Origin of the sequence: Algoriphagus boritolerans DSM 17298 = JCM 18970, from assembly GCF_900108085.1 — a bacterium.
Taxonomy (GTDB): domain Bacteria; phylum Bacteroidota; class Bacteroidia; order Cytophagales; family Cyclobacteriaceae; genus Algoriphagus; species Algoriphagus boritolerans.
This window is the reverse complement of record NZ_FNVR01000016.1, coordinates 1-13,814: the sequence shown is the minus strand read 5'-3', so window position 1 is coordinate 13,814 and position 13,814 is coordinate 1. Positions and strand designations below refer to the sequence as shown.

Here is a 13,814-nt window from a genome sequence, read left to right as displayed (position 1 = left end):
CATGGGCATTTCACCAAATCACTTTCACCATACCTTATGACTAGAATATTACCCCTACTCTTGGCTACAGGACTGGGATTTTCGGCGTTTGGACAAGGAACCCAATTACTCCGTCAGCCCACTTTGAGCCAAACCGAAGTTGTCTTTGTCTATGCCAATGACCTCTGGAAAGTCCCCAAAACCGGAGGCAGTGCCATCCGACTCACCAGCAATGAAGGGGAAGAGACCCTGCCTCACTTTTCCCCTGACGGAAAACACATCGCCTTTACAGCGGAGTACGATGGAAACACGGACGTTTACCTCATTCCTTCCTCCGGAGGCGAACCCGAACGCCTGACCTGGCATCCGGGCGCCGACTTGGTGACAGGTTGGAGCCCTGACGGAAATCACATCACCTTCACTTCGGGGCGGGAAGGCTTTGCGACGCAGGAATCCAAGTTTTTCAAAATCAGTAAAAATGGAGGCATACCTGAAGCCATGCCGATTCCCCGTGCAGTAAACGGAGAGATTTCACCGGACGGGAAGCATATCGCCTATCAGCAAATCGCCTTTTGGGATCCGGAATGGAGAAACTATCGTGGCGGTCAGGCCAAGCCGATTTGGATCGTAGATCTGAAGGATTACAGCCTGAAAATGACTCCTCAAACGGATAATGAGCGCCACACCGATCCGGTTTGGCTGGGAGGAAAAGTCTTTTACATCTCCGAGCGGGATTATTTGGCCAATCTTTGGTCCTTCGATCCGGCTACCGGGCAGGAAAAACAAGAGACTTTCCTCAAAGACTTTGACATCAAAAGCATTGATTCCAACGGAGAAGAAATCATCCTGGAGCAAGGGGGATACCTGCATACCTACAATCCTTCCAGTGGCCAGTTGACCAAGTTGACCATTGAGGTTCAGGGCGATTTTCACTGGGCTAGAGCGCGCTGGGTGGATGTGAAAGGCAATGAACTCAGCAATCCTCAACTTTCTCCCACAGGTCAGCGGGCGATTTTCGAATTCCGCGGGGAAATCATCACCGTTCCCAAAGAAAACGGCGCAGGAAGAAATGTCACCAACACGTCCAAATCTGCCGAAAGAGCTCCTGTCTGGTCGCCTGACGGCAAGCAGATCGCCTATTTCTCCGATGCCAAAGGGGAATATGAACTGGTCATTGCCGATCAGGACGGCGTAATTTCCAAGAAAATCAACCTCCCCGATCCCAGCTTTTTCTTCAAACCGGAATGGGCTCCCGACGGAGCGCACCTTGCTTTTACTGACACGGATTACCAAATCTGGGTGGTGAATGTAGCCTCAGGAAATGCAAAAGTGGTGGAAACGGATCGCTTTGCCCATCCCAACCGAAGCATGAATCCCATTTGGTCACCGGACGGAAAGTGGATTGCCTACGTGCGACTGATGGATAATCAATTCAAATCGGTTTTTGTCCTGAACGTGGAAACTGGAAACAAAATCCAAATTGGCGATGCCATGGCCGATGCGATTTCACCGGTTTGGGATGAAAGTGGAAAGTACCTTTATTTCCTTGCGAGTACGGATTTTGGATTGAATACAGGTTGGCTGGATATGAGTAGCTACGACCATCCCGTCACGAGAAGTCTGTACCTGGCCGTATTGAGTGCGGAGGATTCTTCCCCGCTTTTACCGCAAAGCGATGAGGAAATCGAGGTAAAAAAAGAGGAAAAGAAATCCGAAACTCCCGTTACGGTCAAAATTGATGCGGATGGAATTCAAAACAGAATAGTAGCAATCGACATTCCGGCGAGAAACTATACCGGATTGGCTTCGGCACCGGAGGGTTTTGTTTTCTACATGGAAAGCATCCCCAATCAGGGTACTACGCTGCATCAATACGATCTGAAAAAGCGCAAATCAGAAGTCTTCCTTCCGGGAGTAAGTCAGGTGGTGGTATCCAAAGATCGAAAATCATTGCTCTATCAAAGTGGAAGTACCTGGGGAATTGTAGAAACCACAGGCACAGGCAAAAAGTCCGGTGACGGTGCTTTGAAGGCTATTTCAACCCTGAAAGTCAAAGTCAACCCGATGGACGAATGGCAGCAGATCTACCGGGAAGGCTGGAGATATCAGCGGGATTTCCTCTACGTGGAAAATGTGCACGGCGCGCCTTGGGATGATATCTTCAATTGGTACAAGCCCTGGGTGGATCATGTCAGGCACCGCAGCGACATGAATTACATCATCGACATCATCGGCGGCGAAGTAGCGATAGGCCATAGCTATACACGTGGTGGGGATTTTCCAGAGGTCAATTCGGTCCCAATAGGTTTGCTCGGTGCTGATTACGAAATCGTAAATGGCAACTACCGAATCAAAAAAATCTATTCCGGCGAAAGCTGGAACCCCAATCTCAAAGCACCGCTTGCCCAGCCGGGAGCAACGGCAAAAGTGGGTGAATATGTAGTAGGTGTAAATGGAAAAGCGATCGCATCAGGCACTAATCTCTATTCATATTTCGAAGGTACTGCCAATCAGCCGACAAAAATCCACCTGAACTCTAAACCGGGATTGGATGGATCAAGAGTAATTCAGGTCATTCCTGTAGCCAATGAAGGCCAACTCCGAACCATCGATTGGGTAGAGGGTAATCGCAGAAAAGTAGATGAGCTTTCCGAAGGGAAATTGGCGTACGTCTATATCCCTAATACCGGACAACCCGGCTATACCTCATTCAATCGCTATTATTTTGCGCAGCAGGATAAAAAAGGCGCCGTAATCGACGAGCGAAACAATGGCGGGGGTTCGGCAGCGGACTACATGGTGGACATCATGGCCCGAGACCTGCATGGTTATTTCAATTCCCGTGCTAACGATCACCGGCCATTTACCACACCGATGTCGGGCATCTGGGGGCCGAAAGTCATGCTGATCAATGAGCGCGCAGGTTCGGGCGGAGACCTCCTACCCTACCTGTTCAACAAAATGAAAATCGGACCATTGATCGGTACTAAAACCTGGGGAGGCCTGGTCGGAACCTGGGACACGCCTCCGTTTGTAGATGGAGGCAGAATGGTGGCACCTCGGGGTGGATTCTATGATGTCAATGGGGAATGGGCGGTGGAAGGTGTCGGAATCTCTCCGGATATCGCTGTGGAGCAGACTCCCAAAGATGTCATCGAAGGCCGTGATCCACAATTGGAGCGAGCTGTCCAAGAAGCCTTGGATAGAATCCTGACCGAAGGAATTGAGCTAAAGCCGGAGCCAAAAGCCCCAATTCGATATTTCAGGCCAAAGGGAAATTGATTACATCCATAAAGGAGAGATTAAACCATTAAGGGCATTGAGGAAATTAAGATTTAGGCAAAAATCTCAGGGATTTCCGCATTTCTTAATGCCCTTAATTTTCTAAATGGTTAAAAAAAAGGGCTTTTATTCTGTCAACTTAAAATCCTTTCGAAATTTTTTCGAAAGGATTTTTTTTGGATTTCAATTTATAGCTACATTCTACAATGAAAATCAGAATCACCCTCTATCTGCTTTTTCTTATCCTGGCTTCCTGCGGCATGGAGGACCGTAGACCAAGCGGAGTATTTATCCGTGTTCAGAACAACTCAGATGTCAATTTCACAGGTGTCCTTATCCAATCCGGAAATGTGGAAAAGGCATTTGGAGCCATCTCGGCGAGATCAGTTTCGGATTACAAAGAGTTTGAGTATGCATTCAAATCAGCTACAGTTTGGCTGCAAGCTGAAGGTCATCCATTTTACTTAAATGCCACCGTGAAAGAGGGAGAACTGCCACTGAAAGCAGGATTCTACACCTACCGATTAGGCTTGAATTCGGCGAATCTGACCGATGCGGGTCTGGTATTTGAATTCATCAGGGATTGAAAGGAATTCTATTTTTTCACGGTATTTTCTTATTCAATAATATTTATAGCCCAAGGGGTAGTCGCCTAAATTTCAAATCTCGAAATTCAAATCTGCGATATTCAGCGCTAAAAATCCGCGAAAATCAGCTGGAAATCAATCCGATACCGAATTCAATTCCTCCCTACCCCCTTTTGATTTGCATTTTCCTCTCAATAATATTTCAATTCCAAATATGAGTTGGTACCAATGCAAACTGAAACTGCCTACTTACTATTTACAACTCACATTTAACCACTGACAAAATCTTACTTTCTAACCCCCATACCTCCCTACTTCCCAACCTCCTTCTTCTCCGGCCAAATCACCGAGGCGGCAATCGAAACAAGCAGAATCGTTCCTACCACAGCCAGCGAATTTGTGGAGCTGAAATGGTAAATCGGTGCAGAAACCATCTTTAACCCGATAAACATCAAAATGATGGCAAGCCCATATTTCAACTTGCTAAACATGTGAATGAAATTGGCAAGCAGGAAATAAAGCGATCTCAGGCCCAGAATGGCGAAAATATTGGAAGTATACAGGATAAATGGATCATCAGGAGCGATGGCAAAAATTGCAGGGATCGAATCCACTGCAAACAACAAATCGGTGAATTCAACCACCGCCAAAACAACAAGCAAGGGAGTGGCCATTTTAACTCCGTCTTTGATCACAAAAAACTTATCTCCATGATACTCCCGCGTCACCTTGAAATACTTGTAAATCAAGCGTGCCCCGGGGTTTTTAGTGTAGTCTTTTTCCCCCTCTTGCTCTTTGCTGGCAAACCAGGATTTGTATCCCGCATAGACGAGAAAAACCCCAAAAACGGTCAAAACCACATTGATTTTGACACTTCGCTCCAAAATTGTCATCTCAGGCAGGTAGGTCATTCCGATGATCCCCACTCCTGCAAAAATAAAAATCGCACGCATCACCAGTGCGCCCAGGATTCCCCAAAAGAGCACCTTGTGGTGGTATTCTCTCGGTACATTGAAAAATCCAAACACAAGAATAAAGACAAACAAATTATCTACCGACAGTGCCTTCTCGATCCAATAAGCGGACTGAAATTGCGAGAATTTCTCCAGACCAACTTGCTCACTTGTAACGATGTAAATGAAAACACTAAACACCATCGAAAGCCCAATCCAGAAAATAGACCAGATGGCAGCCTCTTTATTGGAAATGATATGGCTCTTTTTGTTGAAAACGCCCAAATCAAGTAAGAGCATAAAAGCAACAATGAGGGCAAATCCGATAAGAATACCGGGGTGATTAATTAATGAATCCATGGGAATTAGAATTTCAAAATGGGAAGAATGGAATTATTATCCAGACTAGAGGCCGGATATTTAGGTAAACTTAAATTGGCTCATCCTAGGCTACCAAGTCTCAAAAAACACCTGGAAGATCAGCCTTGTGTTAAAAAAAGAGGGAACCGGAATCAAGCCATCTCCCTTGGCAGAAAGAAAGCGAAACTGAATTTGGGGATAGAAATCAAAACCTGAATTGAGTCCTGACGCCTCCGAGTGAAAATCAATCGGGAAGGTACTGGTCAGGGAAGTAGCTCGCTGGTTGAGTTCCGGAATCCCCTCCTGACTGATGGAACCTGAACCGTCACCGTCAATTTGGTAATCCGGAATTGGTGGAAAAAGACAAATCAAAGAAAGTCCGGCAATCCAACTCAAAAATAAAAGCGTAAAGCAAACTTGGTTATTCATGGATTTACAAAGACTGGGCAAAGGTAAAGTTTATTTAAGGCGAGATCAAAAAACTTTTTCAGGCTTGTTGACTCGGAAAATAGCGGTGGAAATCTTCAGCTAGCGTTTCACCAAAATGTGCTTTCGCAAGTTTGTTGGCCCTGATTTCTGTCCAAAAAGTCCGGTGCGGGCCTGAAAATGCAGGAATCCGGTTGAGGATCGGAACGAGGTTTAACAGGCTGGGAATTCCGATCAAAAAGTAAAAGCCCAGCAGTCTGGAACCAAGTAATCTTTTTTGGTCGGCATTGCTCCCGAATTTATAATCCAAAAAATGCCCGTATTCGTGCTGGATGATCCCCAACTTCGCCTTTTCATGAATGGAAGAATGGATAAAAATTCCGATGCCCGGCAGGCAGATTCCACTTCCCCGCAGCATCCACGGAGTCTGGTACACCCGGATTCCGATTATCCTATTTAGATTTTCAATTTCTCTGATCACTTGTCTGATAAAAGTACCTCAAATTTCTAGTTTGATCTAGACCCCAGGATCTCAACCTAAACAAAAGGGAGCGTGAAATTATAACTCAGAAAATTTTTGAAGCACTTACTTTTATGTGCAAATTTAATAGAACAAACTTTTAAAATCATGCTAGAGAAACTGTTGAAAATGGCTGATGGACCACTGCAAGACGCACTGGCAAAATCAGGTGTAAATGCTAGTCCCGGTACAGTAGGGACTATAGAAGATGTATTGGGATCACTGCTGCAAAAGCAGGCAAAATCAGGAAATCTCGATGCGGTGATGGAAATGTTTTCGGGCAAAGAAACCTCTCCTAACAGCCCCGTGGTCAATAATCTGTCCGGTGATCTCGCCAATGGATTAGCCAATAAGTTGGGAATTGATTCCAAGCAAGCCATGGCCTTGGCCGCTACAGCTTTACCGCTTTTGATGAATTTTTTCAACAAAAAAGTAAATGATGCTCCTCAGGCCAATGAAGACATCATGTCATCCATCGCCAAATCGCTTCAAGGCGGTGGAAACGGTGGCGGATTGGAAAGCATCATGGGCAGCCTGCTCGGCGGAAGCGGAAGCAAAGGCGGAGGAATGGACCTCGGAGGTTTGATGGATTTGGGAAAAGGCCTGTTCAAATAGATTCAGCGCTGCCTATTAAGAAATATCTGAAGAATAAGACCAAAGGAATTGAGCCGCTCAAATCAAAATTCGGACTGTCATCACTTGCATTCTGCCGTCTTTTTGATTCACTTTGAAGCCTTGGAGCTCTTCCAAGGCTTTTTATTTACCCCAAATTCATGAACAAACTCTTCAGCTTACTCGCTTTATTCTGCATTTTTTCTTGTTCAAAACCCCAACAACCGATCGAATTTTGGCTGACAGACCCCGAGCAAGGCATCCTTTTCCAAAAGCAAACCCAGGCTCAAGATGTCGCCGACACCGAACTAAAAGTGCTGATCGACCCGGAAACCAGCTTCCAACTGATGGATGGATTTGGATTTACTCTGAGTCAGGGAAGTGCCAAGCATCTCTTGGGAATGAGTGAGTCAGCAAGAGCTTCGCTTTTACAGGAACTCTTCGGTAATGGGGAAAATGACATTCGGATATCTTACCTCCGATTGGCAGTGGCAGCCTCGGATCTGAATGAATTTCCATTTTCATACAATGATTTGGAAGATTCCCTGGCAACTGATCCTGCATTGGAAAACTTCAGTCTAAGTCATGACACATTAGATGTCATCCCGGTTTTGAAGGAAATTTTGAAAATCAATCCAAGGATCAAATTGATGGCCTCTCCCTGGTCCCCGCCGAAGTGGATGAAGGATAACAAGGACACCAGAGGAGGATCTCTTCTGGAGGAATTTGAGGGTGTTTATGCCTGCTATTTGGTCAATTACATCAAAGCAATGAGCGAAGAAGGAATTGAAATTGATGCGCTGACCATACAAAATGAGCCGCTTCACCCGGGAAATAATCCTTCACTTTTGATGCTGCCTGAGCAGCAGGCGCGATTTATTGGCGTTCATTTAGGCCCTGCTTTCGAAGAAAACGACATCAAAACCAAAATTTTGATTTATGATCACAATGCCGATCGGCCAGACTATCCGATCAGTGTTTTACGGGATTCGCTTGCCAATCCCTTCATCGATGGTTCAGCATTCCATTTGTACGGAGGAGATATTTCCGCATTGAGCGAGGTTCATCAAGCCTTTCCTGACAAAAACATTTATTTTACCGAACAATGGATCGGGGCTCCCGGCAATCTCCAGGGAGATATGCCTTGGCATGTGAAAAACCTGATCATCGGTGCTACCCGCAATTGGGCTAAGACGGTTTTGGAATGGAACCTGACTTCCAATCCTGAACTGACACCACATACAGACAGAGGAGGTTGCGACCGCTGCTTGGGTGCTGTGACTGTAGCCGGTGACTCTGTATCCCGAAATCCGGCCTATTACATCATCGCCCACGCCAGCAAGTTTGTAGAACCTGGTTCGGTAAGGATCGACAGCAATATTTTTGAAGGTTTGCACAATGTGGCTTTTCTGAGACCTGACGGGAAAAAAGTGCTAATTGCGCTGAACGACGCCAAAGGACCTATCAGCTTTCAAATCGTCGATAAGGAAAAAGTTTTCTTTGCAGAATTGAATCCCGGGGCAACAGGAACTTGGATTTGGTAGAAAGAGTTTTTTACCGCGATGGTTCAAGGTACTATCTTTCAAACCCACAATTATGCAGTCTTCAGACTGCTTAAAAAAACAACCACAGAGGGCGGGAGAAAAATGGAGATTGGTATAAAAAATCTATGTCCATCTGTGACTTTTTCTGTGATTATCTGTGGGAAATAATCCGCGGAATTCCGCGACCTTTTCTGCGGCTATCAGCGGGAAATTTTGACGCGTTATTTATACTTAAAATACTTAGCGTCTTCGCGCCTTTGTGGCAAAATCCCTCTCTGCGCACTCTCATTCTTACTTTGTGAACTCAGCGGTTAACAAAAAGGATCCATGACACTTATCCCCGCACTTAAATCGATTTTCTAAACGTCCATACATTTCCATGGATTTGACTTAATATTTTTTCATTTTAGACATTTAATCCAAACTCATGATGATCAAAACAATCTTGGTGGATGACGAACGGCACGCACTCGAATCTCTCCAATTACTTTTAGAACAACTTTTCCCCGAGCAATTCGAATTTTTGGCGCTATGCCATTCCGTGGACCAAGCCATCCCTGCCATCCAACTTCATGAGCCGGATTTGGTGTTTTTGGATATTCAAATGCCGCAAAAAAACGGCTTTACCTTGCTTGATGTCATGCCAAATCGTGACTTCGATGTAATCTTCACCACCGCCTTTCAAAATCATGCCTTTGAGGCTTTCAAACATACCGCTTTTGATTATTTGCTGAAGCCAATCGACACCATAGCTCTTCAGAAAACCATTGTCCGCTACCTCGAAACCAAAAAAGCAGACCCGATACATTCCATTTTGGAATCGCTCTCCCAGCAAATGGGTGGATTGGACATCGTGGCTTTTTCCACTTCAGAAGGGCTGGAATTTGTCCATTTCGATGAAATCAAATATTTGGAAGCCGACCGGAATTACACCACTCTTTTCCTGGAAGAAAACCGCAAACTCCTTATTTCGAAATCCATCGGTCAGATCGAGACAAAACTTCCCGAAAACCGATTTATCAGAATCCATCAATCCTTCACGGTGAATGTGACCAAAATTCTCCGCTACGATCGATCAGAAAACTATTTGGTTCTCAAATCCGGTGAAAAACTCTCCGTATCCGTCCGCAAAAACTCCAATTTGACCAAGCGCTTTGTCTAGAATTCTGCTCAAACTGTGTCTGGTTCTCTTTTTCTCCCATTTCCAGGGAATAGCACAGCAATTTCCTTCCCGTCAATACACCACTGCGGAGGGCCTGTCCAATAATGCCATTCGAGCACTTCACTTGGATTCGAGAGGAATTTTATGGATTGGGACAGAAAATGGAGTTACGTCACTGGAAAACGGAGTTTTCCGAACTTTCTTCGAATCTGACGGACTGGCATTCAACAGTTGCTGGGCCATCGCGGAGGATAGAAACCACAACCTCTGGTTTGGCAGCTACGGTGGTGGAGTGACTTTTTTTGATGGAAAAACCTTTCAGAAAATCCAGGAAAAAGATGGGCTAACCGACAACAGAATCCGACATTTTTACCCTTATCAAGACTACATGCTGGTCGGGACAGAGGACGGAATAAGCTTAGTTCATTTGGAAACGCTCAAAGTGACCACATTAGCAGGATCGTCCAATGACACGGACCTAAACTACACGGCTGGATTTTGGGAGTCAAATGGCAGGCTTTTTTACAGTACCTATCGCAGAGGTTCTTTCGAGATCATTTGGGAGAATGATATTCCCAAAACTCGGAAAATTAATGATTGGCTTCCGATTTACGCTGTTTTTCAGGAAAGTGAAAAACTCTTTCTTTCCGACAAAGGAAGCCTCAAATCGATTCCAATTGATGATTTCATCGTGGGGAAAACTCCATTTGAATCTCAGGAATCATCCGTTTTCTGGCAAAAACTTTCTGGCCCAAATCAAGAAACGTACCTTTTGGCAGCAGGTCTTTTCACAAAAGATGGTGGAGTTTTTCAATTGGAAAACGGGGGCTTAACCTCACTCAACGAACGATTTGGAATTGATTCCAAATTCATCCTGACAGGTGTTTTAGATGCCGACAGTGGTCTGTTGTATTTGGGGTCCAAGGACAAAGGCCTATACAAAGTTCGAATTGACGGCACCGTGATCTATGAGGAGTTTGGTGAAAAAGAAGTCAAAGGAATAGCCGGAAATGAAAATCTGCTCGGCCTATTACATTCTCAAGGTCTTGAAATCCGAAATAGGGAAACAGGAAAAATCATTCAGGTCCAAAACCAGAAGTTGAAGGAAACTCAATCCAACTATTTCCGACGATTTCCGGAGAAAATTCCGGAGCACATGGAAGGCTTTTTCGAACTGGACCCTATGATCTCAGCCGAAGAATTGGAGTTTTACGAGCTCCATTTTCAGGATTCGTTTTTTTGGCTTAACTCCAATTTAGGGGTTTACAAAATTGATGAAGCCGGAAAAATAATGACCTATATTCCCGTGCATTGCTACAGCATGGGTTTTACTCCGGAGGGAAAATTAATGGAAACCAATCCCTACGCGGGAGTTCGGGTCTATGATGACCCGGATAATTTCTCCTACACCTATTTCCATCCTGACGAACCCTCAACGCCACTTCAAATCTCAAAAGTGGTAACCGGAAAGCAGCGTACTTATCTGGCTTCCGTTTTTCATGGATTCTATCAATGGGACGGGAAAAACTTCATCTCCTATGTCAAAGAGGGGATTTGGGCAGAGCAAAAATTCAAGTCTTTGCATCAACTCGATAACGGGAATATTCTGGTGGGAACTGAGTTTGGAAAACTATTTCAAATCACACCCTATCCGGATTTTAAGGTCATAAAGCATTGGAAAAGCGATGACCTTCAAGGCGCTTCAATCTTAGGTATTGAGTCCTATAAAAATGTCATCATCGTCATTACCGAAAAGGGAATTCATCTTTTGGAGGGTGAGAAAAACAGCTTTTTGGACGAAGAGCAAGGATTTAATCAAAAGGTCTTCCTAAGCACAAAACGCATCGGTGATGTGCTTTACATCGGGACCTCGAAAGGATTTTATCAGGTAGACTTACCAAAATTCATCGAAAACCAAAAGCTAGAAATCCAACTCGGAATCACAGAACTGAAGATCAATCATCAAGCTTTGACCAATGAATATTTTGATTGGTTTGTGCTGGAAGGGAATAAATTAAACCTAAAATCAAGTCAAAACACCCTTTTCATCCGCTTCAAGCCTATCGGTACCATCAGTTCAGAAAAGCTTAAGTATCGCTATCGGTTAAAACCGGAAGCAGAATGGACTGAATATTTTTCCGAACCCAATCTTGAACTCCCCTATCTGCCTTGGGGAAAGTACCTGTTGGAAGTGGAAGTTTGGGACTATTATTCGGGTTCGATGTCTGTAATCCCACTTTTGGACTTCAGTATAGAGCGCCCCTATTTTCTTAGGGTATGGTTTATTTTAATGGCGATTTCAGCCTTGGCTTGTCTTTTCTTTTTGATTTATCATGCTAGAAGTCGTCAGTTTAAAGCCAAAGCCTTAATGAATCAAAGGCTCACTGAAATAAAATTAGAGGCTCTTCGATCCCAGATGAACCCACATTTTACCTTCAATGCGATCAACAGCATCCAGTATTTTATCCTGAAAAATGACACCAAGCAAGCCCTGAACTACCTGGGCAAGTTCAGTTCATTGATTCGCAACACCCTAGACCAAAGTTCAAAATCTCAAATTACACTTCAAGAAGAGATCGACTACCTCAGTCGCTACATCGAAGTGGAAAATATGCGGATGGACAATCGGGTGACTTGGACCATCGAAGGCGATGCGCTAGACCAAAAAAATGACCTTCGACTTTCTCCAATGCTGATTCAGCCTTTGGTGGAGAATGTCTTCGTCCATGCCTTCCCTCCGAATCATCCCGAACCCAAACTTACCATCCGTTTCGAAATCCAAGTTCCTAACCAACTTACCTGCACCGTCGAAGACAATGGCGTCGGTTTCCCTACCGACCAACAAACCACCCACGAATCCAAAGGCACCAAGCTTATCCGCGAAAAACTCATGCTCCTGCCGGGGTATTCCGAGGATAATTTGGTGGTGGAGACCGGAGATTGGGGGACTAAAGTGAGGGTGAGGATTTACTTTTAAGTGGGAAAAGGGGACGGATGTATTAAAAAATTTGTCGCTTATACATTATTTAAATACCTATTATTTTTAATACTCATATTCAAATAAAAAGATATGGGATTAAATACTGAATGTCCAAGATGCGGCCACGAATCTGCTTTTCACAATGACACATGCTATGAATGTCCTGAGTGTGATTATGAATGGGGGTGTATTGAGGAAGAGGATAATGATAACGATGATGGTGACAAAAAAGGGAAAGATTGAGAATAAAATCAAAATTTAAAAAGTATTAAATAAAAAGTCAAATGGAATTAACTCCTGAAATTATAATAAGCTTTTGCTCAGGTTTACTTATTTCTTCCTTTATTTTTATCTTATATCTAAAAAAAATAGCATCTGAAAGAGGGGCTTTTACTAAGGAAAAAGATCTTTTTTTTGAGACAAATAAACTTAAATCTGAAAAGTATTTTCAACTCGGGAGGGAAGCAGGTATCAAAGAGGAACGAAATAAATTACAAGTTCGAATTATTCCATATTTTGAAAAAGAGGATGGGTTTTTCTCTTCTACCTTATTTGTGGGATACTTTGAAGAAGTGATATACAATGGATTTTCTATCGGGGAACCTTCTTACAGGAGTTTGAAAATTTATGAAAAATTCAAACAAGAAAACTTTGATAAAATAACGTCTATAACTTTCGATACTATTGAAAAAATAGCTACCAGCTATATATCTAAGTTCGGTTTATCAGCAAGTATAGATAGAAACATAGACATTTTAGAAAAAAAATAACCATGCCCACCTTCCACTGCGAATACTGCGGGACGAAATTCCCCTCAGTTGCCAACTTAACCAGCGTACCCTGTTACCGACATCCTAATGGCCCAAATAAGGGAAAGCATAAATTGTATGAGGGTTCAGAAAAGTCTCGCTATACCTGCAAATATTGCGGTACAACAAACACAACCATTGCCAACTTGACCTCTATCCCCTGTGTCAGACATCCGAAAGGAATTAACAAAGGCCACCACGCTCCTGCTTTATAGCCAATTCAGAACAGATATTCATTGAAACCCATCGATTGCTCATAAAGTGATTCGATTCAAAATCAAGTAAATACCTTAGTAATGTGTTAAGCAATACTTTTTCATAACAACCGGTCTTTCTTCAGGGGTGATGGAAGGATCGGTTTTTTATTGTGGATTTTTCTTTAAAATTAGTTCGACGCCCTACGGGGTCGTTTGAAATATATGCATCAATTTTTTTCCACGGGTTGCACCCGCTGCTAATGAGAAGTTTGACCCCTGTCAGGGTCGGGAATTGAATTATTGATTTCAAATACTGACCAGGAAGTGGTCATGATCCTGAAAGGATCGAACATCTGTATCCATCCGACCAACCCATGTTGTAAGTAAAAAAATTTTATGTAGG

General features: G+C 43.8%; 10 protein-coding genes. 7 read left to right on the top strand and 3 right to left on the bottom strand.

Features of this window, described 5'->3' with window-relative positions; genetic code table 11:
• Positions 1-36: 36 nt before the first annotated feature.
• Positions 37-3,261, top strand: a complete 3,225-nt coding sequence (locus C4S61_RS13680; RefSeq protein WP_103925377.1) for a S41 family peptidase — start codon at positions 37-39, stop codon at positions 3,259-3,261.
• A gap of 206 nt (positions 3,262-3,467) precedes the next feature.
• Positions 3,468-3,848: a hypothetical protein gene (locus tag C4S61_RS13675; protein ID WP_103925376.1), complete on the top strand. Its 381-nt coding sequence runs from the start codon at positions 3,468-3,470 to the stop codon at positions 3,846-3,848.
• Between the two features lie 311 nt (positions 3,849-4,159).
• On the opposite strand, the gene C4S61_RS13670 is transcribed toward C4S61_RS13675, so the two are convergent.
• The 3 genes from C4S61_RS13670 to C4S61_RS13660 form a co-directional block, all read right to left on the bottom strand.
• Positions 4,160-5,161, bottom strand: a complete 1,002-nt coding sequence (locus C4S61_RS13670) for a TerC family protein (protein WP_103925375.1) — start codon at positions 5,159-5,161, stop codon at positions 4,160-4,162.
• A 90-nt stretch (positions 5,162-5,251) separates the two neighbouring features.
• Positions 5,252-5,590, bottom strand: coding sequence for a hypothetical protein (locus C4S61_RS13665; protein WP_103925374.1), 339 nt, complete (start codon positions 5,588-5,590; stop codon positions 5,252-5,254).
• A 58-nt stretch (positions 5,591-5,648) separates the two neighbouring features.
• Complete coding sequence (locus C4S61_RS13660) at positions 5,649-6,068, bottom strand: hypothetical protein (protein WP_103925373.1); 420 nt, start codon at positions 6,066-6,068, stop codon at positions 5,649-5,651.
• Positions 6,069-6,215: 147 nt separating this feature from the next.
• On the opposite strand from C4S61_RS13660, the gene C4S61_RS13655 reads away from it, so the two are divergent.
• The 5 genes from C4S61_RS13655 (at position 6,216) to C4S61_RS13635 (ending at position 13,175) form a co-directional block, all read left to right on the top strand.
• Positions 6,216-6,722, top strand: coding sequence for a DUF937 domain-containing protein (locus tag C4S61_RS13655; RefSeq protein WP_103925372.1), 507 nt, complete (start codon positions 6,216-6,218; stop codon positions 6,720-6,722).
• A gap of 158 nt (positions 6,723-6,880) precedes the next feature.
• Positions 6,881-8,263, top strand: coding sequence for a glycoside hydrolase family 30 protein (locus C4S61_RS13650; protein WP_103925371.1), 1,383 nt, complete (start codon positions 6,881-6,883; stop codon positions 8,261-8,263).
• Positions 8,264-8,690: 427 nt separating this feature from the next.
• Positions 8,691-9,425: a LytR/AlgR family response regulator transcription factor gene (locus C4S61_RS13645; protein ID WP_103925370.1), complete on the top strand. Its 735-nt coding sequence runs from the start codon at positions 8,691-8,693 to the stop codon at positions 9,423-9,425.
• Positions 9,418-12,402, top strand: a complete 2,985-nt coding sequence (locus C4S61_RS13640; RefSeq protein WP_103925369.1) for a sensor histidine kinase — start codon at positions 9,418-9,420, stop codon at positions 12,400-12,402. Before C4S61_RS13645 ends, C4S61_RS13640 begins: the two co-directional genes overlap by 8 nt.
• Positions 12,403-12,689: 287 nt before the next feature.
• On the top strand, positions 12,690-13,175 hold the full coding sequence (locus C4S61_RS13635; protein WP_103925368.1) for a hypothetical protein: 486 nt from the start codon (positions 12,690-12,692) through the stop codon (positions 13,173-13,175).
• The last annotated feature ends 639 nt before the right edge of the window (positions 13,176-13,814 follow it).

Bases quoted from the DNA above. Each gene is read 5' to 3' on its own strand.
- C4S61_RS13650 (WP_103925371.1), top strand. From the start codon at position 6,881: ATGAACAAACTCTTCAGCTTACTCGCTTTATTCTGCATTTTTTCTTGT.
- C4S61_RS13670 (WP_103925375.1), bottom strand. From the start codon at position 5,161: ATGGATTCATTAATTAATCACCCCGGTATTCTTATCGGATTTGCCCTC.
- C4S61_RS13645 (WP_103925370.1), top strand. From the start codon at position 8,691: ATGATGATCAAAACAATCTTGGTGGATGACGAACGGCACGCACTCGAA.
- C4S61_RS13665 (WP_103925374.1), bottom strand. From the start codon at position 5,590: ATGAATAACCAAGTTTGCTTTACGCTTTTATTTTTGAGTTGGATTGCC.
- C4S61_RS13655 (WP_103925372.1), top strand. From the start codon at position 6,216: ATGCTAGAGAAACTGTTGAAAATGGCTGATGGACCACTGCAAGACGCA.
- C4S61_RS13680 (WP_103925377.1), top strand. From the start codon at position 37: ATGACTAGAATATTACCCCTACTCTTGGCTACAGGACTGGGATTTTCG.
- C4S61_RS13675 (WP_103925376.1), top strand. From the start codon at position 3,468: ATGAAAATCAGAATCACCCTCTATCTGCTTTTTCTTATCCTGGCTTCC.
- C4S61_RS13635 (WP_103925368.1), top strand. From the start codon at position 12,690: ATGGAATTAACTCCTGAAATTATAATAAGCTTTTGCTCAGGTTTACTT.